Origin of the sequence: Streptomyces sp. NPDC029526 (assembly GCF_040637405.1) — a bacterium.
GTDB lineage: Bacteria > Actinomycetota > Actinomycetes > Streptomycetales > Streptomycetaceae > Streptomyces.
The window spans coordinates 730940-754141 of the sequence record NZ_JBEZWE010000002.1; the positions used below are offsets into that span (position 1 = coordinate 730940).

The 23202-nt window shown below is 73.9% G+C and carries 19 protein-coding genes; 11 read left to right on the plus strand and 8 right to left on the minus strand.

Translation table 11 applies throughout. The annotated features are described in order from the left end of the window. The first annotated feature begins 313 nt into the window (after positions 1-313). Entirely contained in the window at positions 314-1171 is an 858-nt protein-coding gene (locus AB0F01_RS08780) for a PHP domain-containing protein (protein ID WP_362091392.1), read from the plus strand. Positions 1172-1274: 103 nt separating this feature from the next. Further along, the gene (locus AB0F01_RS08785) at positions 1275-1880 is read left to right on the plus strand and encodes a MarC family protein (protein ID WP_362091395.1); all 606 of its coding nucleotides are present in this window, start codon (positions 1275-1277) and stop codon (positions 1878-1880) included. Positions 1881-2325: 445 nt separating this feature from the next. Here AB0F01_RS08785 and AB0F01_RS08790 read toward each other — a convergent pair whose 3' ends face one another. Then, positions 2326-2478, minus strand: a complete 153-nt coding sequence (locus AB0F01_RS08790) for a hypothetical protein (protein ID WP_362091398.1) — start codon at positions 2476-2478, stop codon at positions 2326-2328. A gap of 427 nt (positions 2479-2905) precedes the next feature. On the opposite strand from AB0F01_RS08790, the gene AB0F01_RS08795 reads away from it, so the two are divergent. Then, the gene (locus tag AB0F01_RS08795; RefSeq protein WP_362091401.1) at positions 2906-3799 is read left to right on the plus strand and encodes an NYN domain-containing protein; all 894 of its coding nucleotides are present in this window, start codon (positions 2906-2908) and stop codon (positions 3797-3799) included. A 65-nt stretch (positions 3800-3864) separates the two neighbouring features. Here AB0F01_RS08795 and AB0F01_RS08800 read toward each other — a convergent pair whose 3' ends face one another. Further along, positions 3865-4875, minus strand: coding sequence for an alpha/beta hydrolase (locus tag AB0F01_RS08800; RefSeq protein WP_362091404.1), 1011 nt, complete (start codon positions 4873-4875; stop codon positions 3865-3867). Positions 4876-4996: 121 nt separating this feature from the next. Beyond that, the gene (locus tag AB0F01_RS08805; protein ID WP_362091407.1) at positions 4997-7294 is read right to left on the minus strand and encodes a DEAD/DEAH box helicase; all 2298 of its coding nucleotides are present in this window, start codon (positions 7292-7294) and stop codon (positions 4997-4999) included. 478 nt (positions 7295-7772) lie between these two features. On the opposite strand from AB0F01_RS08805, the gene AB0F01_RS08810 reads away from it, so the two are divergent. Continuing rightward, a complete protein-coding gene (locus AB0F01_RS08810) occupies positions 7773-8519 on the plus strand; it encodes a ferritin-like domain-containing protein (protein WP_362091409.1) in 747 nt (248 codons plus the stop codon). A gap of 177 nt (positions 8520-8696) precedes the next feature. Here AB0F01_RS08810 and AB0F01_RS08815 read toward each other — a convergent pair whose 3' ends face one another. The 4 genes from AB0F01_RS08815 to AB0F01_RS08830 form a co-directional block, all read right to left on the minus strand. After that, a complete protein-coding gene (locus AB0F01_RS08815) occupies positions 8697-8966 on the minus strand; it encodes a hypothetical protein (protein WP_362091412.1) in 270 nt (89 codons plus the stop codon). A gap of 691 nt (positions 8967-9657) precedes the next feature. Then, positions 9658-9885, minus strand: coding sequence for a DUF3107 domain-containing protein (locus AB0F01_RS08820; RefSeq protein ID WP_362091415.1), 228 nt, complete (start codon positions 9883-9885; stop codon positions 9658-9660). Between the two features lie 156 nt (positions 9886-10041). Further along, on the minus strand, positions 10042-10683 hold the full coding sequence (locus AB0F01_RS08825; RefSeq protein WP_362091418.1) for a TetR/AcrR family transcriptional regulator: 642 nt from the start codon (positions 10681-10683) through the stop codon (positions 10042-10044). Between the two features lie 225 nt (positions 10684-10908). Further along, positions 10909-11142, minus strand: a complete 234-nt coding sequence (locus AB0F01_RS08830) for a hypothetical protein (protein WP_362091421.1) — start codon at positions 11140-11142, stop codon at positions 10909-10911. Between the two features lie 315 nt (positions 11143-11457). Here AB0F01_RS08830 and AB0F01_RS08835 point away from each other — a divergent pair, with 315 nt between their 5' ends. The 7 genes from AB0F01_RS08835 (at position 11458) to moeZ (ending at position 21214) form a co-directional block, all read left to right on the plus strand. Beyond that, complete coding sequence (locus AB0F01_RS08835) at positions 11458-12531, plus strand: alpha/beta hydrolase (RefSeq protein WP_362091424.1); 1074 nt, start codon at positions 11458-11460, stop codon at positions 12529-12531. 542 nt (positions 12532-13073) lie between these two features. Next, positions 13074-14450, plus strand: a complete 1377-nt coding sequence (locus tag AB0F01_RS08840) for a DUF3152 domain-containing protein (protein WP_362091427.1) — start codon at positions 13074-13076, stop codon at positions 14448-14450. A 367-nt stretch (positions 14451-14817) separates the two neighbouring features. Beyond that, positions 14818-16614 (plus strand): DUF3492 domain-containing protein, encoded by a 1797-nt coding sequence (locus AB0F01_RS08845; protein ID WP_362091430.1) that lies wholly within the window; start codon positions 14818-14820, stop codon positions 16612-16614. Further along, positions 16611-17948 (plus strand): hypothetical protein, encoded by a 1338-nt coding sequence (locus AB0F01_RS08850; RefSeq protein WP_362091433.1) that lies wholly within the window; start codon positions 16611-16613, stop codon positions 17946-17948. The genes AB0F01_RS08845 and AB0F01_RS08850 overlap by 4 nt, the downstream gene beginning before the upstream one ends. A gap of 318 nt (positions 17949-18266) precedes the next feature. Next, positions 18267-19235, plus strand: a complete 969-nt coding sequence (locus AB0F01_RS08855) for an NAD-dependent epimerase/dehydratase family protein (RefSeq protein WP_362091435.1) — start codon at positions 18267-18269, stop codon at positions 19233-19235. After that, positions 19223-19972 carry a spherulation-specific family 4 protein gene (locus AB0F01_RS08860; protein WP_362091438.1) on the plus strand — a complete coding sequence of 250 codons (750 nt, stop codon included), beginning with the start codon at positions 19223-19225 and terminating at the stop codon, positions 19970-19972. Before AB0F01_RS08855 ends, AB0F01_RS08860 begins: the two co-directional genes overlap by 13 nt. 63 nt (positions 19973-20035) lie before the next feature. Next, positions 20036-21214, plus strand: a complete 1179-nt coding sequence (moeZ, locus tag AB0F01_RS08865; protein ID WP_362091441.1) for an adenylyltransferase/sulfurtransferase MoeZ — start codon at positions 20036-20038, stop codon at positions 21212-21214. A gap of 234 nt (positions 21215-21448) precedes the next feature. On the opposite strand, the gene AB0F01_RS08870 is transcribed toward moeZ, so the two are convergent. Continuing rightward, the gene (locus AB0F01_RS08870; protein ID WP_362091443.1) at positions 21449-22945 is read right to left on the minus strand and encodes an alpha/beta hydrolase; all 1497 of its coding nucleotides are present in this window, start codon (positions 22943-22945) and stop codon (positions 21449-21451) included. Positions 22946-23202 lie beyond the last annotated feature (257 nt).

A 23202-nucleotide genomic window follows, 5' to 3' on the forward strand; every position in this document is an offset into this window, starting at 1 on the left:
CGTTCCGGGAGCCCCTCTCCGCCGCAGGGCGACGGAGGGCGGCGGTCGTCACCGGCCGGTGAGGGCCGGTGAGGGCCGATGTCGGCCGGTTATGGGCCGGGGTGGAGCGGGGCGGGGAACAGGGAGCGGGGCCGGGGTGAGGGTGTGTGCGGGTGCGGGTGGGTGCGAGCGGTCGGTGACCCGGTGGACACGAACCGTGGAACTCGGTGCCCTGTAGGGGGCGCGGGCCCGGTTCGGCTGTGACAGGGGCGGCTGAAACTCCGGTTATCCTGAAGCGTCCCCATCCGCCCGTCACCGCTTGGAGTAACGCGTCGTGCGCATCGATCTGCACACCCACTCCACCGCGTCCGACGGTACGGACACCCCGGCCGAGCTGGTGCGCAAGGCCGCCGCGGTCGGTCTGGACGTCATCGCGCTCACCGACCACGACACCACCCGCGGCCACGCCGAGGCCCGTGCCGCGCTGCCCGAGGGGCTCACCCTCGTCACCGGCGCCGAACTCTCCTGCCGCCTCGACGGCGTGAGCATGCACATGCTGGCGTACCTCTTCGACCCGGAGGAACCGCGCCTGCTCGCCGAGCGCGAACTGGTCCGCGACGACCGCGTACCCCGTGCCCGGGGCATGATCGCCAAGCTGAACGAGCTGGGCGTGCCCGTCACCTGGGAGCAGGTGGCGCGCATCGCCGGGGACGGTTCCGTGGGCCGCCCGCACATCGCCACCGCCCTGGTCGAACTGGGCGCGGTGCCGACCGTGAACGACGCCTTCACCCCCGAGTGGCTGGCCGACGGCGGCCGGGCCCACCTGGACAAGCACGAGACCGACCCCTTCGAGGCGCTGCGCCTGGTCAAGGGCGCGGGCGGGGTCGCGGTGTTCGCCCACCCGGCCGCGAGCAAGCGGGGCCGGACCGTCCCGGAGTCGGCCATCGCCGCCCTCGCCGAAGCGGGCCTGGACGGCATCGAAGTCGACCACATGGACCACGACCCCGACACCCGGGCGCGGCTGCGCGGCCTGGCCAAGGAACTGGGGCTGCTGGTGACCGGCTCCAGCGACTACCACGGCAGCCGGAAGACCTGCGTCCTCGGTGAGTTCATGACGGACCCCGAGGTGTACGGCGAGATCACCCGGCGCGCGACCGGAGCCTTCCCCGTGCCGGGAGCCGGCGGGATCTGAGCCCGCCCCTCGCCCCGGCGGTTCCTCGCCGCCGCGTTTCCTCGCGCCCGTCCTCGAGCCGCGTCTCCTTCACCCCGTTCACCCGTACCTCAGCAAGGCAGTCATGTTCGACGTCGCCGTCTTCGGCTCGCTCTTTTTGACCCTGTTCGTCATCATGGATCCCCCCGGGATCACCCCGATCTTCCTCGCGCTGACCGCGGGCCGCACCGGCAAGGTGCAGAAGCGGATGGCCTTCCAGGCCGTCTGCGTGGCCGGCGGGGTGATCGTGCTGTTCGGCCTGGTCGGCCAGCAGATCCTCGACTACCTGCACGTCTCGGTGCCGGCCCTGATGATCGCCGGCGGGCTGTTGCTCCTGCTCATCGCCCTGGACCTGCTCACCGGCAAGACCGACGAGCCCCAGCAGACCAAGGACGTGAACGTCGCCCTGGTGCCGCTGGGCATGCCGCTGCTGGCCGGCCCGGGTGCGATCGTCTCCGTGATCCTGGCCGTGCAGAAGGCCGACAGCACCGCCGCACAGGTGTCGGTGTGGGCGGCGATCCTCGCCATCCACGTCGTGCTCTGGTTCGTGATGCGGTACTCGCTGCTGATCATCCGGATCATCAAGGACGGCGGGGTGGTCCTGGTGACCCGCCTGGCGGGCATGATGCTCTCCGCGATCGCCGTCCAGCAGATCATCAACGGCGTGACCCAGGTCGTCCGGGGCGGCTGACCGCCGGACGGCCGGCCCCGAGCGACCGGTTCGCCTCTCCCGTCCGTCTGCCCCCCTCCGCCTGCCCATTCACCTGCCCCGTTCCTCCGGCCCGGGGCGCGGACGCTCCTCCACACCTCTGGGGACGCGCGAAACCTCCGGGGACGCACGAAGCCCCACCGCGGGGAAGGCACTAAGCCCCACCGCCGGGAAGGCACGAAGCCCCCGTACCCACGTCGTCAGGCGAGGGTACGGGGGCTGCTCGGCATGCGGGGCGGTACGCGGCGCGGGGTACGGCATGCGGGCGGTACGCGTGAGGGGGCCGGGGCGCGGTCCTCCGCCCCTCGACATCCCGACGCACCGTCACGGACCGGGCGGGCGCGCGGGCCCGGTGCGTCCCGGCCCCGAAACGCGGTCACCGGTGACCGAGTCATGGAGTACGACTCCGGCCGGAGCCGCTCGCGCGTTACGACGTCGGTGTGTCGGCCGGGCGGATCCACAGGCGCTGCCCGATGGCGGCCGCCTGCTGAACGATTCCGTTGACGGACGCGGCGTCCACGACGGTCGTGTCCACGGGCAGGCCGTCGACGTCGTCGAGTCGCATGATCTCGAAGCGCAAGAGCTTCTCCCTTCGTCCGGTGATCCTCCTGAGGAGAACTACGCGATGGTCGGTTCGCGAGCCCGGACGGCCCGCGTCCCACCCGTGGACAACTCTCTGCGCCGTGCACCTATTCCCTAGCTAAAGAAAACTTTCAGTCACCTAAGTATTTCGGCGTCGAGCCGTCCGGAGGCGGCCCCACCGCATCGCACCGAGAGCGACGCGGGCTGAGCGCAACGCGCACCGCGAGGGCGGTGCGCCGTGCCGCATGTCACCGAGCACCGCCGCAGGGCGCCGCTGGCCGCCGCAGGTCGTCGTATGCCGTCGTATGCCGTCGGACCCCGACGAGTCGTGTGCCGGCCGGCCGACCGATCGTTCATATCGGTACGCCCGGGACCGATCGGGACCGGTTGTGTTCGCAGCGTGACCGCCGAGACAATGGGAGGCGATGAACGACGACCTCGCGGACCTGACCGCCCGCATCGACCGCACGAACGAGCTGCTGCACCGGATGCTCGCCGAGGTGGCGAAGACGCCCTCCACCCACGCGATCTTCGTCGACGCCGGGTACCTCTACGCGGCGGCCGGGCGGCTGGTGGCCGGCACGGAGGACCGCAGGGCGTTCGACCTCGACGCCGACGGTCTCATCGACGCGCTGATCGACCGGGCTCGCAGCATCTTCGCGGACAGCAGGCTCCTCCGCGTGTACTGGTACGACGGTGCCCGCCGCCGCATCCACACCGCCGAGCAGCAGTCCATCGCCGAACTCCCGGACGTCAAGGTCCGCCTCGGCAACCTCAACGCCAACAACCAGCAGAAGGGCGTCGACTCCCTGATCCGCTCCGACCTGGAGTCGCTGGCCCGGCACCGCGCCATCAGCGACGCGGCCCTGCTCGGGGGCGACGAGGACCTGGTCTCCGCCGTCGAGGCCGCCCAGGGGTACGGCGCCCGGGTCCACCTCTGGGGCGTCGAGGCGCCCGAGGGCCGCAACCAGGCCGAGCCGCTGCTGTGGGAGGTCGACAGCCAGCGCACCTTCGACCTGGACTTCTTCAAGCCCTATGTCTCCCGGCGCACCGTCCCCGTCCACGAACCCCTGGCGGGCCGGCCCACCCGCGACGACGTCCGTTTCGTCGGCGCGCAGATCGCCGCCAAGTGGCTGGTGTCGCGCGGCCGGGAGTCACTCGCCGAACTCCTGCCGGGCCACCCCTACCTGCCGGGCTCCGTCGACCAGGACCTGCTGGTCGAGGCGGAGAGCCTGCTGTCGTACTCACTGCGCGGCCAGGCGGACCTGCGCCGCTCCCTGCGCGACGGCTTCTGGGACCACCTGCAGGGCCAGTACTAGAAGGCAGTACTGGCAGGCAGCCTGCAGCGGGCAGTGCCGGCAGGCCCTCGTGGGGCGGCCGTGCGTCAGTGCAGCGGGTCGCCGCCGGTGTCGCCGACGGCTCCGTCGCTGTCCGGCGTGCCGATGCCGGGTGCCGGGGCGTCGGGGTCCGGTGCGTCGGCACTGCCGGTCGGGTGGCCGCCCGCCGTGCCGGCGCCGGCCCGGTCCCAGAAGTCGGCGAGGGCCCGGGCGGTCGGCAGCGGCCGGTCCACCGTGGGGGAGTGCTCGGCACCGTCGATGACGGTGCGGTGGGCGCCGAGCCGGACGGCCATCGCGTCGAGGTCCGGGACCGGCCAGGTGTCGTCGCGGGCGCCCGACAGGACGTGGAACGGCAGAGGCACGGCCGCCAGTTCGTCCACCCGGTCCGGCTCGGTGCACAACTGGCGCCCGGTGGCCAGGAGTTGGGCGGGCCTGGTGCCGAGCCAGCGGCGCCGCAACTGCTCCGGGCCGCCGATGCCCCGCGCGGGGCCTCCGACCTCCTCCGGCGGCCCCATGGCCAGGATCGCCTCCCAGCACTCCGCCATCGACATCACCGCCAGGGCGTCCCGCAGCAGCTTCACCCGCTGTTCCTGGGAGACGGAGATGCGTCCCGCCCCCGACGCGATCAGCGTGAGCGAACGGAAGGGGGAGGCGTCCAGCAGCACGGCGGCCCGGGCGATCTGGCCCCCGAGGGAGTGCCCCACCAGGTGCACGGGCGTCCCGAGCGCCGCCGCCTGGGCGAGGACGTCACGGGCCAGCTCGACCTGGGCGTAGGCGGCTTCGTCGTCCTCCGGGCCGTCCGACTCGTACTGACCGCGCCCGTCCACGGCGACCGTGCGGTAGCCGCGCGCGGCGAGGGGTGCGTGCACCAGCCGGAAGTCCTCCTTGCTCCCGGTGAACCCGGGCAGCATCAGGACGACGCCCTTCGGTTCCGTCCTGCCGTCAGCCGGCATGTCGACGACGGCGAACTCGCCGCGTGCGGTGCGCAGTCGATGGCACCGGGCGGCTGCGGGCGGGGCGGACGCGGAGGGGCGCGGGGGAACGGGGCGACTGGTCACGGCTGAAGGGTAGCGGGCGGTGCCCCGGGCGGCCGGGGCACCGCCCGGGCACCGTCCGGACGCGGACAGGCCGACGGCCCGGCCCCCGTGAGGGGAACCGGGCCGTCGGCGGGTGCTCGGCTCAGCCGTCCGCGGGCTCGGCGGCAGCCGTGGCCTTGCGGGTCCGGCGGGTCCGGGGCTTGGTCTCCGCCGTGGCGTCGGCCTCGGGGGCGGCGGTGGCCGCCTTCCGGGTGCGGCGCGGCTTGGTCTCGGCGGCGGCCTCGGGCTCCTGCGCCGACTGCGCCGGGATGTCGGCGACGGCCGGCTCGGCGGTCTTGCGGGTCCGGCGGGTCCGCGGCTTGGTCTCGGCTGCGGCGTCGGTCTCCGGGGCGGCGGTGGCCGCCTTGCGGGTGCGACGCGGCTTGGTCTCAGCTGCGGCCTCCGTCTCGGCCGTGCCGTCGGCCGTCTCGGCCTTCGCGGCGGCCTTGCGGGTCCGGCGCGGCTTGGCCGGTGCGGCGTCCTGCGCCTGCGCCTCGTCGGTCACCTCGGGGACCTCGGTGGCGGTCTCGGCCTTCGCGACGGCCTTGCGGGTGCGGCGCGGCTTCGCGGCCGGCTCGGTGACCTCGACGGTCCCCTCCGCCGTGTCCACGGCGGTGGTGGCGGACTCGGTGGACGGCGCGGACCGAGCGGCATCAGCCGTCGCCGTCCTGCGCGTACGAGTGCGGCGCGGGGCGGCGGCCGGAGCCTCCGGCTCGTCGGCCACGGGGGTCACCGCGGCCTCGGCCTGCTCGGCCACCGGCGCGTCGGCCGTGGGGGCCGCCTGCTCGGTGGCGGCCGTCTCGGCGGACCTGCGGGTCCGGCGGCGGCGCGGCTTCGCGGGTGCCTCGGCGGCCTCGTCGGCGGGGGCCGCGCCCTCCGCCGTGGCGACCGCGCCCTGCGCGGCGTCCTCGGGACCCTCGACGGGGACGGATGCGGTGGCAGCCGTCGTGGCCGGGGCCGCGTCCGAGGTCACACCGCCGCGCGTACGGCGACGGCGCCGGGGCGTGCGCGGGGCGGTCTCCGCCTCACCGGTTTCCTCGGCGGACGGTGCGGTCGCGGGCTGCGGTGCCGACTCGTCCAGCGGTGCACCGCCACGCGTACGGCGACGGCGGCGCGGCGTGCGGGCCGGGCGCTCCTGCTCGGCGGACCGGGAACCACCCCGGTCACCGCGCTCGCCCCGGCCACCGCGACCGCGCGGCCCACGGCCGCCCGGCTCGCCCAGGTCCTCCAGCTCCTCCGCGTCGAGCCCGGCGCGGGTGCGCTCCGAACGCGGCAGTATGCCCTTGGTCCCCTCGGGGATGCCGAGGTCCGTGTACAGGTGGGGGGAGGTGGAGTACGTCTCCTGGGGATCACCGAGTCCCAGGTCCAGCGCCTTGTTGATCAGCTGCCAGCGGGGGATGTCGTCCCAGTCGACGAGGGTGATCGCCGTACCCTTCGCGCCCGCCCGGCCGGTACGGCCGATGCGGTGCAGGTACGTCTTCTCGTCCTCGGGCGTCTGGTAGTTGATGACGTGCGTCACGCCCTCGACGTCGATGCCGCGGGCGGCGACGTCGGTGCAGACGAGCACGTCCACCTTGCCGTTGCGGAACGCGCGCAGCGCCTGCTCGCGCGCGCCCTGGCCGAGGTCGCCGTGGACCGCGCCGGAGGCGAAGCCGCGCTGCTTGAGCTGGTCGGCGAGGTCGGCGGCGGTCCGCTTGGTGCGGCAGAAGACCATGACCAGGCCACGGCCCTCGGCCTGCAGTATCCGCGCGACCATCTCGGGCTTGTCCATGTTGTGCGCCCGGTACACGAACTGCTTGGTGTTCGCGACCGTCGCGCCCTCGTCGTCCGGCGCGGTGGCACGGATGTGCGTGGGCTGCGACATGTAGCGGCGGGCCAGGCCGATGACCGCGCCCGGCATGGTGGCCGAGAACAGCATCGTCTGGCGCCGGACCGGCAGCAGGTTGATGATCTTCTCGACGTCGGGCAGGAAGCCCAGGTCGAGCATCTCGTCGGCCTCGTCGAGCACGAGGGCCCGGACGTGCTTCAGGTTCAGCTTCTTCTGCCCGGCGAGGTCGAGCAGCCGTCCCGGGGTGCCGACGACCACGTCGACGCCCTGCTTGAGGGCCTCCACCTGGGGCTCGTAGGCGCGACCGCCGTAGATCGCGGTGACGCGCACGTTGCGCACCTTGCCGGCGGTCAGCAGGTCGTTGGTCACCTGGGTGCACAGCTCGCGCGTCGGGACGACGACGAGGGCCTGCGGCGCGTCGGTGAGGTCCTCGGGCTTCGCGCGGCCCGCCTCCACGTCGGCGGGGACGGTGACCCGCTCGAGGAGCGGGAGGCCGAAGCCGAGCGTCTTGCCGGTGCCGGTCTTCGCCTGGCCGATGACGTCGGTGCCCGAAAGGGCGACGGGGAGCGTCATCTCCTGGATGGGGAAGGGGGTGATGATGCCGACGGCCTCAAGGGCCTCGGCGGTCTCGGAAAGGATCCCGAGCTCTCGGAACGTCGTAGTCAGGGTGCTGCCTCTTCTGTGTACGCGGTGCGAGGCGAGCGCGGGGGTCGCGAAGGGACCGTGCGGGGACGTCGGCGGCCATACGGCTGATGCCGTGGACACGGGACCACTGCCAACGCTCTAGCGCTCGAACCGCTGAGGGTTCCCTCCGATCGTCGTACGCAACGTGCCGTACGGTCAGGGAGGCCTGTCGGGTCGGAGCCGATCGGGCCACCGACCGGGCATCCTCATACATGCGGCCTGGAGAGCACGTCGAAGTCCTCAGCAGGCGCATTACCACCATACCCCGGAATCGCGCACACGCCATGGCCGATTTGGTCACGTAGTCGTCGTCACACTGATCGACCGGGCCTCTCCCGGGCACGTCGAGCGGGTTATTGTGCGCTTCATGACGAGCCCTGACAAGCCTGACAACGCCTCGGACACCGCCCCCGCCCACACCGGGGTCGCCGCTCTCGACTGGGCTGCCGCGTCCGCCGAACCGCAGTACCGCGCCGCCGTCGTGGACCTGCTCGGTGCGCTGGCGTACGGGGAGCTCGCGGCGTTCGAGCGGCTCGCGGAGGACGCCCACCTGGCGCCCACCCTGGACGACAAGGCGGAGCTGGCGAAGATGGCGTCGGCAGAGTTCCACCACTTCGAGCGGCTGCGGGACCGGCTCGCCGAGATCGGTGAGGACCCGACCCTCGCCATGGAGCCCTTCGTCGCCGCCTACGACGGCTTCCACAAGCAGACCGCGCCCTCCGACTGGCTGGAAGGTCTGGTCAAGGCCTACGTCGGCGATTCCATCGCCAGTGACTTCTACCGCGAGGTCGCCGCCCGTCTCGACTCCGACACCCGCGCCCTGGTGCTGGCCGTGCTGGACGACACCGGGCACGGCGGGTTCGCTGTGGAGAAGGTGCGCGCCGCGATCGACGCCGACCCGCGGGTGGGTGGGCGGCTGGCCCTGTGGGCCCGTCGGCTGATGGGCGAGGCCCTGTCGCAGTCGCAGCGCGTGGTGGCCGACCGGGACGCCCTGTCGACGATGCTGGTGGGCGGCGTCGCGGACGGCTTCGACCTCGCCGAGGTCGGCAAGATGTTCTCCCGGATCACCGAGGCCCACACCAAACGGATGGCGGCGCTGGGCCTGGCGGCCTGACCGGCCGGGCTTCGGCAGCGGGCGGTACGACGGCGGCCCCGCACGCGGTCCTGCGGTGCCTGCCGGGTCAAGCAGTGCCTGTCGGGTCGGGTGGTGCCTGTCGGGTCAGGTGGTGCTTCCGGGTCCGACGGTGTCTCCCGGTCGGGCAGTGTCTCCGGGGCGGGCAGTGCCTTCCGGTCAGGCGGTCGCGGAGCGGCGCCCGAGCCCGCCCGCGGGACGGAGCAGCAGCGACAGGGAGGCCACGGAGACGATCACTGCCCCGAGCAGGATCGCCGGCAGGCCTCCCGCGTCCAGCGCACTGTGCGTCACGAAGGCGCCGAACAGGGCGCCGGCCACGCCCGTGGGCAGAACCATCGCGGGGGAGGGCAGACGGTGCGGCAGACGGCGGGTGGCCGCCCAGGCCAGAGCCAGGCCGAGGATCGCGGAGCTGATCGCTTCCAAGAGCATGTCGGGGGTCCCTCCCACATGGCCGGCCCGTGCACGTCGGTCGTCTCCCGTCTTACCCCTGACCTGCGAAATCCAATCCTGTGCCGGGCACCGTCCGGACCCCGTCACCGTGCGGGCGACACGTCGAACGGCCGTGCGGGAGGATCTTGGGTGGCCGGGGCGGTGGGAGCGGCGGGGCGGTGGAAGCGGAGGCTCCGGGCCCTGCCCCGCCTCCGGAGAGCGCGTTACCCCAGCCGGGAACGGCCAAAGGCCGGGTGAGGCGAAAGCGCCCGAACGGCGCACCGCGGCCCGTGCCTCGAGGGCTGGCCCGGCGTCGGCGGTTGAGCCAGACCCGGCGGCTGGCCCGGTCCCGGCGGCTGCCCCGATCCCGCCGACTGGCCCGGTCCCGGCGGCTGCCCCGGCCTCGGCTGCGGAGCCGCGTCGGCGAAGGCCCCGCCCGGCCGACACGGCCGACCACAGCGGCAGCGGGTCCACGACGCAGCCGCGTTGCCGGATCACCACGGCAAGGCGTCCCCGGCACAGCCGCGTCGCCGGATCACCACGGCAGCGGGTCCACGGCACAGCCGATGCCGCCCGCCACCGCGGGCGCCGCCCCCGGAACGCACGAGAGGGCCCGGAGGTACGGAACCTCCGGGCCCTCTCGCGGTGCGTTGCCTCCGGTGCGCGGCCGGACGAACCGGCCGCTCCTCGGCTACAGCGCGCCGAAGCCCACCTTGCGCGGGGCCGGCTCGCCGATCTCGACATAGGCGAGGCGGTCCGCCGGGACGAGCAGCTTGCGGCCGTGCTCGTCCGTCAGGCTGAGCAGCTGGGACTTCCCGGCCAGCGCATCGGCCACCACGCGCTCGACCTCCTCGGCGCTCTGACCGCTCTCCAGAACGATCTCGCGGGGCGCGTGCTGCACGCCGATCTTGACCTCCACGGCTATGTCCCTCCGACGGTCGGTGAGTGCGCGACCTTCCGCGCCGTACCTGCACACATTAGCCCGGTGAGGGGACGCCCATGCCGCGCCCGGCCACGCCAGGAGCGAACACCGGAGGGGAACACACGCCCGCCGCGCCCGGAGCGTCGCGACCCCCTACTGCTGCTCGCTGCCGTGCAGCGGGAATCCCGCGATCCCCCGCCAGGCCAGCGAGGCCAGCAGCTGCACCGCCTGGTCGCGCGGCACGCTGCGGTCGCTGTGCAGCCAGGAGCGCGCCACCACCTGGGCGAGACCGCCGAGCCCCGAGGCGAGCAGCATCGACTCGTCCCGCGACAGCCCGGTGTCCTCGGCGATGACCTCGCAGATCGCCTCGGCGCACTCGTTGGTCACCTTGTCGACCCGCTCGCGCACGGCGGGCTCGTTCGTCAGATCCGACTCGAAGACCAGGCGGAACGCGCCGCCGTCGTCCTCCACGTACGCGAAGTAGGCGTCCATGGTCGCCCGTACGCGCTGCTTGTTGTCGGTCGTCGAGGCGAGAGCGCCCCGTACGGACTGGATCAGCGCCTCGCAGTGCTGGTCCAGCAGGGCCAGATACAGGTCCAGCTTGCCCGGGAAGTGCTGGTAGAGCACCGGCTTGCTGACCCCGGCCCGCTCGGCGATGTCGTCCATCGCGGCCGCGTGGTAGCCCTGTGCGACGAAAACCTCCTGGGCGGCGCCCAGCAACTGGTTCCGTCGGGCCCGGCGCGGCAGGCGGGTGCCCCTCGGGCGTACCGCCTCTGTCTGCTCGATGGCTGTCACGCCGCCTCCCATTGTCGTCCACATGCGGTGTGAGCCGCGCCGCCATCGTACTTTTCGGTAACCGTGGTGTGCGCGGTGAGCGTGCAGAATTTCACGGACCGGACGGCGGTGAAAGGGCCGCGGACGGTTTCGGAGCACGCCGGAGCGGGCAGGATACGCCTTCATTTCCGTACCTGCCCCGTCGGCGGGACCCACCGTTCGACGGCATCCTCCTCCGAGACCCTGTCACCGGTAGTCGTCCTCGTCCAGGGCGACGACCCTGGCCTGCTCCACGAGATCCGCCTCGTTGGCGCGGCTGCGGTCGACCTCGGCGAGCGGGTCGTCCTCGTCCGTGTGGATCTCCGTCAGCTGGTCCGCCACGTCGGCGCGGGGGGCCTCGACCCCCAGTTCCTCGTCGTCGGGCACGGTCTCCGTCTCGTCCTCGACGAAGGTCTCGGGATCGGTGGGATCAATGGCCATGGCTGGGCTCCCTTCCTCCTGCTGCTGGTCCTGCGCATGTCCCTGGGGATAGAACAGGGGGCCACATGCGGGTGCCCTCTCTACGAGCGTAGGAGACTCCCGATTCCCCTGCCATGCGGTCCGCGATCGTGAGGTGACACAGCGCGCACGGTGCGGGAGAGGGCGTACGGTGCGGGAGGGGTCGTGACGGGCCCCACGCCGATGCCGGTCGGGGACCGGCCGTCGGTGCGGGAGGAGCAGGCGCCGGTGCGGCGGCCCGCCCGCTGTGAGGGCGAACACATGATCTGCCGTGTGATCGTCTCGTAACATTGCCGCATGTCTTCGCCCGAGCTGCCCTCCGTGCCACCCGCCGACGTGCTGTCCGACGCGGCCGCCGTCAGGGTCGCCGAAGGCGAGCACCTCAGGTCCGTCGAACTGCCCGGCATCACCCTCTCCGTCCGGTCCCGCGCCACCGCACGCGCGGACCTGCCGCCCGCTCTGTACGTGCACGGGCTCGGCGGCTCCTCGCAGAACTGGTCGGCGCTGATGCCCCTGCTCGACGACGTGGTCGCCGGCGAGGCCGTCGACCTCCCCGGCTTCGGACACTCCCCGCCCCCGGACGACGGCAACTACTCCATCACCGCGCACGCACGCGCGGTGATCCGCTACCTCGACAGCTCCGGCCGCGGTGCGGTGCACCTCTTCGGCAACTCGCTCGGCGGTGCGGTCGCCACCCGCGTCGCCGCCGCCCGCCCCGACCTGGTCCGCACGCTCACCCTGGTGTCCCCGGCCCTGCCGGAGCTCCGCGTGCAGCGCACCGCCGTGCCGACCGGCCTGCTCGCCGTGCCCGGCGTCGCGCAGCTGTTCACCCGCCTCACCCGTGAGTGGACCGCCGAACAACGGGTGCGCGGCGTGATGGCCCTCTGCTACGGCGACCCCGGACGCGTCTCGCCCGAGGGTTTCCGGCACGCGGTACAGGAGATGGAGCGGCGGCAGGAACTGCCGTACTTCTGGGACGCCATGGCGCGCTCCGCGCGGGGCCTCGTCAACGCCTACACCCTCGGTGGCCAGCACGGACTGTGGCGCCAGGCCGAGCGGGTGCTCGCGCCGACGCTCCTGGTCTACGGCGGCCGGGACCAGCTCGTCGGCTTCCGCATGGCCCGCCGGGCGACCCGCGCCTTCCGGGGCTCCCGGCTGGTGACGCTCCCGGACGCGGGGCACGTGGCGATGATGGAATACCCCACGACAGTGGCCGCGGCGTTCCGTGAACTCCTCGCGGATGCAACGGATTCGGCGGCCGAGGGGCATACTGTGCAGCCGGGCGCGAAGCGCGCCCCGGGCTCGGCCGCCGGCTCCCGCGCGGACGAGTCCGCCGAAGGCGGGGCGACCGCCGAGAACCTGAGGGGCTGAGGCGCGACGTGGGACGCCACAGCCGTCGTGGACCCGCACCCAAGGCCACCGCACCCAAGAACACCGCACCCGAGGCCGCCACTCCGCAGGCCGGCACCGCCGCGTCCGCGCGGGACGGACGGCCTTCGCCGGGCGGCACACCGGGGGCCGACCGCAGCCGCCGGCCGCAGCCGCCGTCCCTGCCGCAGTCGCCGGAGTGGTCGGGGCCGGCAGGACAGGAACGGGAGTGGTCGGGGCCGGAAGGACAGCTTCGTCCGGGACGGCCGTCGGGCGGAACGCCCGGGCAGGGCGTCCCGTACGGCACCCCGGTCCACGGCGTCCCCGCGTACCCGCACCGGACGTCGGGCCCCGTGCCGGACCAGGGGCAGCACCGTGCCCCGGGATATCCGCAGGGGCACGGACCGCCCCCGGCGCACGGCATGCCGGGCAGGCACACGACCCCGCCGTACGGCGCCCGGCCGCAGGGGTTCCCCGACCGGGGCACCCCGCCGCCGGGCGTGCGGACGTACCCGGACGGGCCCCCCGCGCAAGGGACGCCCCGAATGCCCGACGGGACACCGGCGCACGGCGTTCCGCACCTCCCGGACGGGACCCCGGCGCACGGCGTTCCGCACCTCCCGGACGGGACCCCGGCGCACGGCGTTCCACACCTCCCGGACGGCACTCCGGCGCACGGCTTCCCCCGGCTGCCGGACGGGACCCCGGCACACGGTGTCCCCCGGGCCCGGGGCGGACATCCCGAGCAGCGGGAGACCGGGGGCGGCTGGGGCCAGTGGGGGAGCACCGCGGCTGCCGCGCCGACCACGACCGGCCACGGCACGGGAGCCGGGACGGCCGCCCCTCTGCCGCGGCCACGCCAGGCGCCCCCCGGGCGGGGCCCCCGCCAGGACTACCTCGACGCCTTCGACGGCGACGGCGACCTCTTCACCCCGCGCACACCGCCCGCCGCAGCCGCTCCCGCCACGGCGCCGCCCGCGCCGCCGCGCCCCTCGGACCCGTACGCCTCGGTCACGGAGTGGCCCGGGGACCCCGGTGCTCCGGAGGTCGCCGGCGCCCCGGACGACGCCGGCAGCGGTCCGCTCCCGGACGAGTCCGCACAGGCCAAGGGCTCCAAGGGGCGGGCGTTCACCGGGATCGCCGCGGCGGCCGTCACCACCGTGCTCGCCGTCGTCGTGGCCGGGCAGGTCGCCGAGGGCGGCGACGCCTCCGGAGTGCAGGCCCGGGCCGCCACCGACGAGCAGCGCGACATCAGGGAACCCGCCTCGCGCGGTGACGACCGGGAGACCCCGGCCGACGCCGCGTCGCCCGACCCCCGTCCGGCGACCTACGAGGAGAAGATGGGCGTCACCTACCCGCTCAAGGCCGACCTCGACGGCTCCGGGAAGTTCGACGCGATCCCCGGCATCGCCAAGGGGACGGGCAAGGGGCAGCGGATCACCTACCGGGTGGACGTGGAGCAGGGGCTCGGGCTCGACGGCGACCTGTTCGCCGAAGCGGTGCAGAAGACGCTGAACGACGACCGCAGCTGGGCCCACAACGGCGCCCGCACCTTCGAACGGATCCACTCGGGCCGCCCGGACTTCGTGATCACCCTCGCCAGTCCCGGCACGACCGCCGAATGGTGCGCCAAGTCGGGCCTGGACACCACCGTCGACAACGTCTCCTGCGACTCGGCGGCCACCGAACGGGTCATGATCAACGCCTACCGGTGGGCCCAGGGCGCGGAGCCGTACGGCGACAAGATCCACGCCTACCGGCAGATGCTCATAAACCACGAGATCGGCCACCGGCTCGGATACGGGCACGTCACCTGCGACAAGGACGGGGACCTGGCTCCCGTCATGCAGCAGCAGACGAAGTTCGTCGACCCCGACGGGATCGACTGCCGGCCCAACCCCTGGCCCTACCCCAACAGCTGACGGCCCGTCGGGCGTCGCCGGGCGGGGCCGTGCGGGGCCGTGCGGGGCCGGGACCGGCGCGCGCACCACCCCGCCGGCGTGCATCGCTCCGTTCGATGCGCACCGCCCCGTCCGGTGTGGGGCCCCGCGGGTGATGTGACGGGGCGCCGCTCGCGATGCCGTGGGCCGATCATGTGACGACCGGTGTTCGGCTGATCTCTTAGCGCGACCAAACGTCTCGCGCACCGGAAAGTTACGACCGTTCACCCCTTCTGATGGTGCGACGGACAACCGTCCATCGCACCACCGCCTGGTCCGCATACGTTCGTCCCGCTGCGAGCCGTCGGGTCAACGGCGGCTCCCTACACGGGAGATCGGGGGTGCACTCGTGCGCATCGGACTGCTGACGGAAGGTGGCTTTCCGTATCTGGGCGGTGACGCCGGGCTCTGGTGCGACCGCCTGGTGCGCGGACTCGCGCACCACGAGTTCGACGTCTACGCGTTCAGCCGCACTGAGGCCCAGGAGGACGCGGGCTGGGCTCCTCTGCCGCCGCAGGTCGCGCGGGTACGGACGGCGCCGCTGTGGGCGGCCGAGAGTGACGGGGTGGTGTACGGACGCCGTGCACGCCGGCGCTTCCTGGAGCACTACGGCGAGCTGGCCGCCGTCCTGTGCGCCCCGGACCGCGCCCCCCGCGACGCGCACACCGCGGCGCCCGCCCCGGCACGCGCCGTCGCGCGCGCCGCCGGGGACGGATTCCCTCGGCCCGGTGACGGTCACGGTGGCACGAGCTCGGACGCGGCCCCGACGACACCGGGCGGACCCCTTGCCGCACCGGAGGCGGACCGTTTCGCCAACGCGCTGTACGGCCTCGCCTCACTCGCCCGTGAGGAAGGCGGACTGGTCTCCGCCCTGCGGTCCGAGCCGGCCGTGCGCGCCCTGGAGCGCGCCTGTCGCGCGCCGGGCGCGGGGCAGGCCGCGCGCGAGGCCCGCGTGCCGGACCTGCTCGCGGTCGCCGCCCACCTGGAACGCGCCCTGCGCCCCCTCTCGCTCGACTGGTACGGCACGGACGGCCTCGGCGCCGTCGACCTGTGCCACGCGACCTCCGGCGGCCCGGCCGCGCTGCCCGGGCTCCTCGCCCACCACCTCTTCGGCGTCCCGCTGCTGGTCACCGAGTACGGCGTACGGCTGCGGACGCACTACCTGACCCTCCCGGAGGCCTCCCCGGCGGTGCGGTCGCTGCTGGCCGCCTTCCACGGGCGGCTCGCGGCCGAGACCTACCGGTGCGCCACGTTCGTCACCCCCGGCAACACCCACGCCCGCCGCTGGCAGGAGCGCTGCGGGGCCGACCGGGCCAAGCTGCGCACCGTGTACCCGGGCATGGACGCGGCGCCCTTCGCCGAGGCGGGGGAGTCCCCCGAGTGCGCCGACCCGCACACCCTGGTCTGGACCGGACGCATCGAACCGGCCAAGGACCTCGTCTCCCTGCTGCACGCCTTCGCCGAGGTGCGCAGGCAGCGGCCCGGGACCCGGCTGCGGATCATCGGTGCCCCGCAGGGCAAGGAGGGCACGGCCTACCTCGCCCACTGCGGGGCCCTGGCCGCCCACCTGTTCCCCGACGAGGCCGACGGACCGCACGCCGTGGGGGACAACCCGGTGTCCTTCGAGGAGATCGGCGGCCCCGATCTGCCCACCGCGGCCGACGCCTACGCCGCCGGCGCCGTCACCGTGCTGTCCAGCGTCGTCGAGGGCTTCCCGGCCGGCCTCGTCGAGGCCATGCTCTGCGGGCGGGCGACGGTCTCCACGGACGTCGGCGCGGTCGTCGAGGTGATCGGCGGCACCGGCCTCGTCGTACCGCCGCGCAACCCGAGAGCGCTCGCCGAGGCGTGCGTCTCCCTGCTGCGCGACCCCGCGCGCCGCCTGCGCCTCGGAGCCGCCGCCCGCGCCCGTGCACTGGAGTTGTTCACCGTCGAGCAGAACATCGCCGCCTTCCACGGGCTGTATCTGGAGACCGTCGCCCGCACGCCCCTGCGCAGGGCCCGTCTCGACGGCACCGGCGACCTCCAGCCGTTCGCCGTCCCGGCCGAGGCGCACGTCCCCGGCCACTGGACGACCACCCGCGCCACGCCCACGTGGGCACGTCCCACCGCGTCGGCCGGGGCGACCGCGACGGAGGGTGCCCGATGACCGGCCTGCCCGATCTCAGGGAACTCGGAGACTCCGGCGAACGGCGGGAAGCAGCCGACGACGCCGCCGCCGCCCGCGCCCACGGCCTCGACACCGCTTACCGCTTCGACGCCGCCGACGGCTCGGACGCCGCAAGCGGCCCCGTCACCGCCCACGGTTCCGACGCGTCCCCCCGCCGCGGTGCCTCCCCGCGCCCGGACGGTGTTCCCGGCGTGCCGTCCGGCGAGCGCACGGCCCGGCGGAGGCCCGGAGCGGGACAGCGGGGCGGCGCCGACCCGGTCAAGGCACTCCTGCACCGCCACCGCGAACTGTGCGAACGCGCCGTCGACCCGCTGGAGATCGCCGCCGGCCTGGAGGCGCACGGCATCACCGACCGGACCGCCGCCCGTTTCCGGCACCGGGACGTCTTCTCCCTCGCCGAGGAACTGTTCGCCCGCGTCCCCCGGGACGGCGACACCGCGCGCCCGGCCGCGCCCCCGCCCCCGCCGGCCCGGGCCGACTGGATCGTCCGGGCCCTCCTGCCCGGCCTCCTCTGCATCGCGACCCTGCTCGCCCTGCACCACACCGACGGCCGGACCGGCCTGCTCGTGGCCGCGGCCGGCGCCCTCGCCGTCGCCGCGGCCGTCCGGGCCGCCCTGCGCCGCGGCCCCCTGAGCAGGCCCGTGCGCACCCCGGCCACCGGCCTGACCGGCTGGACCTACTGGCTCATCGGCTACGCGCTGCTGGGCGACGGGCTGCTCCAGGTCGCCATCACGGGAGGCCCCGACGGCCCGCCCGCACCCGGCGGCGACTGGCCGCTGACCGCCGCTCCCGTGCTGGCCCTCGCCCTGGCCTGTGCCCCCGCCGCCTGGACCGCCCACCTCTTCACCCGCGGGGCCCGGCGCAAACTCACCGCGAGCCGCGGACTGGAGGACTTCGCCACTTCCGTGCGCCCCCTGCTGTTCGGCACCGTCGCCCTGTTCCTGTGCTCCCTGGCCGCCCTCCTCGTCCTCTGCGCCCTCGCGCTGGACGAGCCGCTCGCGCTCCCCGGGGCCCTCGCCACGGGCGCCCTCCTCCAGCTGGCCCGCCTCCTCGCCGTCCACGGCTTCACCCGTGGCCCGAGGACGCTGCTCGCCTGCGCGGCCACCGCCCAGGCCCTCGCCCTCACGACCGTCTTCGCCGCCCGCCTCCCCGGCCTGACCGCGCTGTCCGCTCCCGTGGAGACCCTGGTCGCGACGTGGCACCCCGCCGTCCCCACCCTCAGCTGCGGTGTCGCGGCCCTGGTGCTGCTGACCCACGCGGCCCGCCGGCTCACCCGGGCGTCCGCCCACTGCCGTACGGAGCACGCGCGATGACCGGCCGGACCCCGTCACCCGACCGCCGGGCCGCCGAGCGGGCGGGCACGTCGCCGTCCGCGGCCGGCCGCGCGGCCACGGGGCGCGCGGCTCGACCCGGTGCGCCCCGGCGCCCGGTCGCTCCCGCCCGGTGGGCGTCCGGGCCGTGCCGCCGCGGCGCGCCCGCCTCACGACCGTCACCCCCCTCCCCGTCCCGCCCCCACCACGGACGGCCCTCAGCCCGGCCGGGCACGACCCCACCGCGGTCGTCCCGCATCCTCGAAGGAGAACCCACATGATCACCCGCCCAGCAGCCTCGGTCGTCGAGGGAGCCGCCCGATGAGAGTCCTGCTGATCGGAGCCAACGGTTACCTCGGCCGCTTCGTCGCCGACCGCCTGCTCGCCGACCCGGCCGTGCAGCTCACCGCCCTGGGCCGCGGTGACGACGCCGACGTCCGCTTCGACCTCGCCACCGGAAGCCCCGGCGCCCTCACCCGGTTCCTCGACGCCGTCCACCCCGGTGTCGTCATCAACTGCGCGGGCGCCACCCGTGGCGGCGCCCGCGAACTCACCCGGCACAACACCGTCGCCGTCGCCACCGTCTGCGAGGCCCTGCGGCGCAGCGGCTGCGGCGCCCGGCTCGTCCAGATCGGCTGCAGCGCGGAGTACGGTCCCAGCCAGCCCGGCTCCTCCACCGCGGAGGACGCCGTCCCGCGCCCCGGGGGCCCCTACGGCGTGAGCAAACTGGCCGCCACCGAACTCGTCCTCGGTTCCGGCCTGGACGCGGTGGTGCTCCGGGTCTTCTCACCCGCCGGGCCCGGCACCCCCGCCGGGTCCCCGCTCGGCCGCCTCGCCGAAGCCATGCGCCGCGCCATGCAGTCCGGTGACGGCGAGCTGAAACTCGGGGGCCTGGCCGCCCAGCGCGACTTCGTCGACGTCCGCGACGTGGCCCGGGCCGTGCACGCCGCCTCGCTGTCCGCGGCCCAGGGCGTCATCAACATCGGCTCCGGCCGTGCGGTCCGGCTGCGCGACGCCGCCGCCGTGCTGGCCCGGGTCGCCGGCTACGGCGGCGCGCTGCACGAACTCGACGGATCCCACACCCCGCACCTGCGGCCCGCCATCGGCCACCCCCGCGCCGAGACCGACCACCCCCACGTGCCCCCGGTGGCCGCCCCGTACCCGGACGGCTGCGGCAGCTGGCAGCAGGCCGACGTGCGCACCGCACGGGACCGGCTCGGCTGGCGGCCCCGCATCAACCTCGAGGAGTCCCTGGCCGACATCTGGATGGAGGCGGCATGCCGTATCTGACCCGGCCCCGGTCGGAGCCCGCCCGGACGGACGTGGGCGACGGCTTCGGCGTCCCCGGGCTGGCCCACCCCCTCCTCGCCTCCGCCGAGTGGGCCCATGTGGCCCGGCCCGGCACCCCGCTCCACTGGGTCGTCCTCGACGTGGCCGACGGGCCCGGCGTGCAGCCCGACCCGAGCTGCCTGGAGGCCGTCGGCCGCCTGCGCAACAGCGGGGTGCGCGTCCTCGGTCACCTGGACACGGCCCACGGCTCCCGCGGTCTGCGTGAGGTGCTCGCGGACGCCCACCGCTTCGCCGACTGGTACCGGGTCGACGGCTTCCTCCTGGACCGCTGCCCGGCCGACCACTTCGCCCTCCCCGCGGTGCGGCGGACGGTCACCGCGCTCCGGGCCGTCCGTGACGAGGCTCACATCGTCCTGGGGCACGGCATCCATCCCCACCCGGGATACGCGGACTGCGCCGACCAGCTGGTCACCTTCTCCGGCCCGTGGAGCGACTACCGCTGGTCCCAGGTGGCGGAGTGGACCGCCGTGTACCCGCCCGAGCGGTTCTGCCACTTCGTGCACGGCGTGCCCCGCCCGCACCTGGAGGAGGCGCTGCGGATCGCCCGTTGGCAGGGCGCGGCCACCATCTACTTCACCGACCGGGTGGAGCGCGACGCCCACGGCGACCCCTGGGCGTGTCTGCCCGGCTACTGGGACGATCTCGTCTCGCGGGTCGGGACGGGTGTCTCGGAATGAAAAAGGGCGTGGCACTGTTACGAGGAGAACAACCGTAGTGATAGACCGACCAACGGAGTCCCCGTGTCGCTGCCACCCCTGGTCGAGCCGGCCCCCGAGCTCACCGTAGACGAGGTCCGCAGGTACTCCCGCCACCTGATCATCCCCGACGTGGGGATGGACGGGCAGAAGCGGCTCAAGAACAGCAAGGTGCTCTTCGTGGGCGCCGGCGGGCTGGGCTCGCCGGGGCTGATGTACCTGGCCGCCGCGGGCGTCGGAACGCTCGGCATCGTGGAGTTCGACGAGGTCGACGAGTCGAACCTGCAGCGCCAGGTGATCCACAGCCAGGCCGACATCGGCCGCCCCAAGGCGGAGTCCGCCCGCGACTCGATCAAGGGCATCAACCCCTACGTGAACGTGGTGCTCCACCAGGAGCGGCTCGAGTCCGACAACGTGAAGGACATCTTCAGCCAGTACGACCTCATCGTCGACGGCACGGACAACTTCGCGACCCGTTACCTGGTCAACGACGCCTGCGTACTGCTGAACAAGCCGTACGTCTGGGGCTCGATCTACCGTTTCGACGGGCAGGCCTCCGTCTTCTGGTCCGAGCACGGTCCCTGCTACCGCTGCCTCTACCCGGAGCCCCCGCCCCCCGGCATGGTCCCGTCCTGCGCCGAGGGCGGCGTGCTCGGCGTGCTCTGCGCGTCGATCGGCTCCATCCAGGCCAACGAGGCCATCAAGCTCCTCGCCGGCATCGGTGAGCCGCTGGTCGGCCGCCTGATGATCTACGACGCCCTGGAGATGCAGTACCGCCAGGTCAAGGTCCGCAAGGACCCCGACTGCGCGATCTGCGGCGACAACCCCACCGTCACGGAACTCATCGACTACGAGGCCTTCTGCGGCGTCGTCTCCGAGGAGGCCCAGGCGGCAGCGGCCGACTCCACCATCACTCCCAAGCAGCTCAAGGAGTGGATCGACGACGGCGAGAAGCTCGAACTGATCGACGTCCGCGAGCCGAACGAGTTCGAGATCGTCTCCATCCCGGGCGCCCGCCTGATCCCGAAGAACGAGTTCCTCATGGGCAACGCCCTGGAGAGCCTCCCGCAGGACAAGAAGATCGTCTTGAACTGCAAGACGGGCGTCCGCAGTGCGGAAGTCCTCGCGGTCCTCAAGTCCGCGGGCTTCGCCGACGCGGTCCACGTCGGCGGCGGCGTCATCGGCTGGGTCAACCAGATCGAACCGGAGAAGCCGGTCTACTGATCACCGGTCCGGCCGACCAGCGCGACTGAAGAAGCCCACGGCTCCGACCCGCTCGGGGCCGTGGGTTTCTGTCGTCGCGTCTGCCGGCGTCGTGCGGGGGCGGTTCCAGTCGGGCGGGCGAGGCCCGCAGGGTTTCGCGGGTGACCGTCTCGCTCCGACCGCCCGTGGGACCACGTCCAGCGGCGTGGTGCGCCGTGGTGCGCCGTTTATGGCCCCTCCGACGCTGCCGCCCCGTCAGGAGCAGACCTTGCCGTCCTCGGGGGTCTTGCCCTCCAGGAAGAAGGTGTCGACCGCGGAGTCCACGCACGCGCTGCCGCTGCCGTAGGCGCCGTGGCCCTCGCCCTTCCAGGTGAGGAGGACGCCGACGTCCTTGCCGAGTTCGTCGGCCATCCTGCGGGCGCCCTCGTACGGGGTGGCGGGGTCACCCGTGTTGCCGATGACCAGGATCGGATCCGCGCCGGGAGCGCTGACCTCCGGGGTGTCGGACTGACCGGGGACCGGCCACTCGTGGCACCAGGCGGCCACGTCCCAGCCCAGTCGCGGGCCGAACACGGGAGATATCTCCTCGAACTCCGGCAGCAGCGCCTTCACCTCCGACGCGGACGGCCGCTGCTTGCTGTCCAGGCACTGGATGACCCGCTGCGAGTGGGTCATGGTGCCGTACCGGCCCGACGGGTCCCGCTCGTTGTAACCGTCGGCCAGCGCGAGCAGTGCGGTGCCGTCCCCCTTCCGGGCGGCCTCGAGGGCGAGGGTCAGCGTCGGCCAGCCCTCCTTGGTGTAGAGCGGCAGCACGATGCCGGTCAGCGCGAGGGACTCGGTCAGCTTCCGGTTGCCCGACGTCGTCGGGAGCGGCTCGGCGTCGAGCCGCTCCAGCAGGTCGGCTATCTCGCGGGAGCCCTGCTCGGGGTCCTTGCCGGTGGACTTCAGGTAGTTGCCGAGGGCGCGCTGGAAGCCGAGGGTCTGGTTCTTCGCGTGGCCGACGGCGTCGGCCGTCGGGTCGACCACCGCGTCCAGCGTCAGGCGGCCCACCTTCTGCGGGAACAAGTGGGCGTACACGCCGCCGAGTTGGGTGCCGTAGGAGATGCCCAGGTAGTTGAGCTTCTCGTCGCCGAGGGCCTGGCGGATGCGGTCCAGGTCGCGGGCGGTGTCGGTGGTCGAGACGTGGGACAGCAGCTTGCCGGCCGACTTCTCGCAGCCCTGGCCGAAGTCCGCGGCGTCGGTGAGGAACGTCCTCTCCTCGGCCGTGGTGTCCGGGGTGGTGTCCACCTTCGCCTCGGCGGCCTGGATGTCCTGGTCGCTGCGGCAGCGGACGCCCTGGCTGGCGGCCACCCCGCGGGGATCCCAGCTGACCAGGTCGTAGCGTTCGCGGAGCTTGGCGGCGGCGCCGGCGTAGGACGGCAGCATCGACACGCCCGACCCGCCGGGGCCACCGAAGTTGAACAGCAGCGATCCGAGGCGGTCGTCACCGGTGGCCCTGGCACGGATCAGTGCCAGCCCGATCGTCCCGCCGTCGGGTTCCGACCAGTCCAGGGGGACCTTCAGGGTCGCGCACTGCCACTCCTTGCCGGGAGCCGGTTCGTCTCCGGACGCCTTGCAGGCTCCCCAGTCCAGCGCCGACGCGCCCCGGCCGTCGTCCTCGGCGCCGCGGTCACCGGAGTCGCTGCCGGTGCAGCCCGCGGTCAGGAGCCCGGCGGCGACCACCAGGGCCGTCCACCGTACGAAGCGCGTCATCGGACACATCCCCCCTCATCGGCCGTCCGCACCGTCCCGCGGATGGCGGTCAGGCCATCGTAGGCGGAACGGACCCTGCGCCGCCGACCCTGTGGAAAACCTTGTGACCTGCGCTTTCTCGGTCTTCTTCTCCGTCTCCGTCCCCGTGTCCGTCCCTGTCCCCTGTCCCCGCCCCCCGCCCCCCGTCCCCCGTCCCCCGTCCCGAGTCCCCTTTCTCCTTCTCCTCTTCCTCTTCCTTCTTCTTCGTGCGGGGTGGT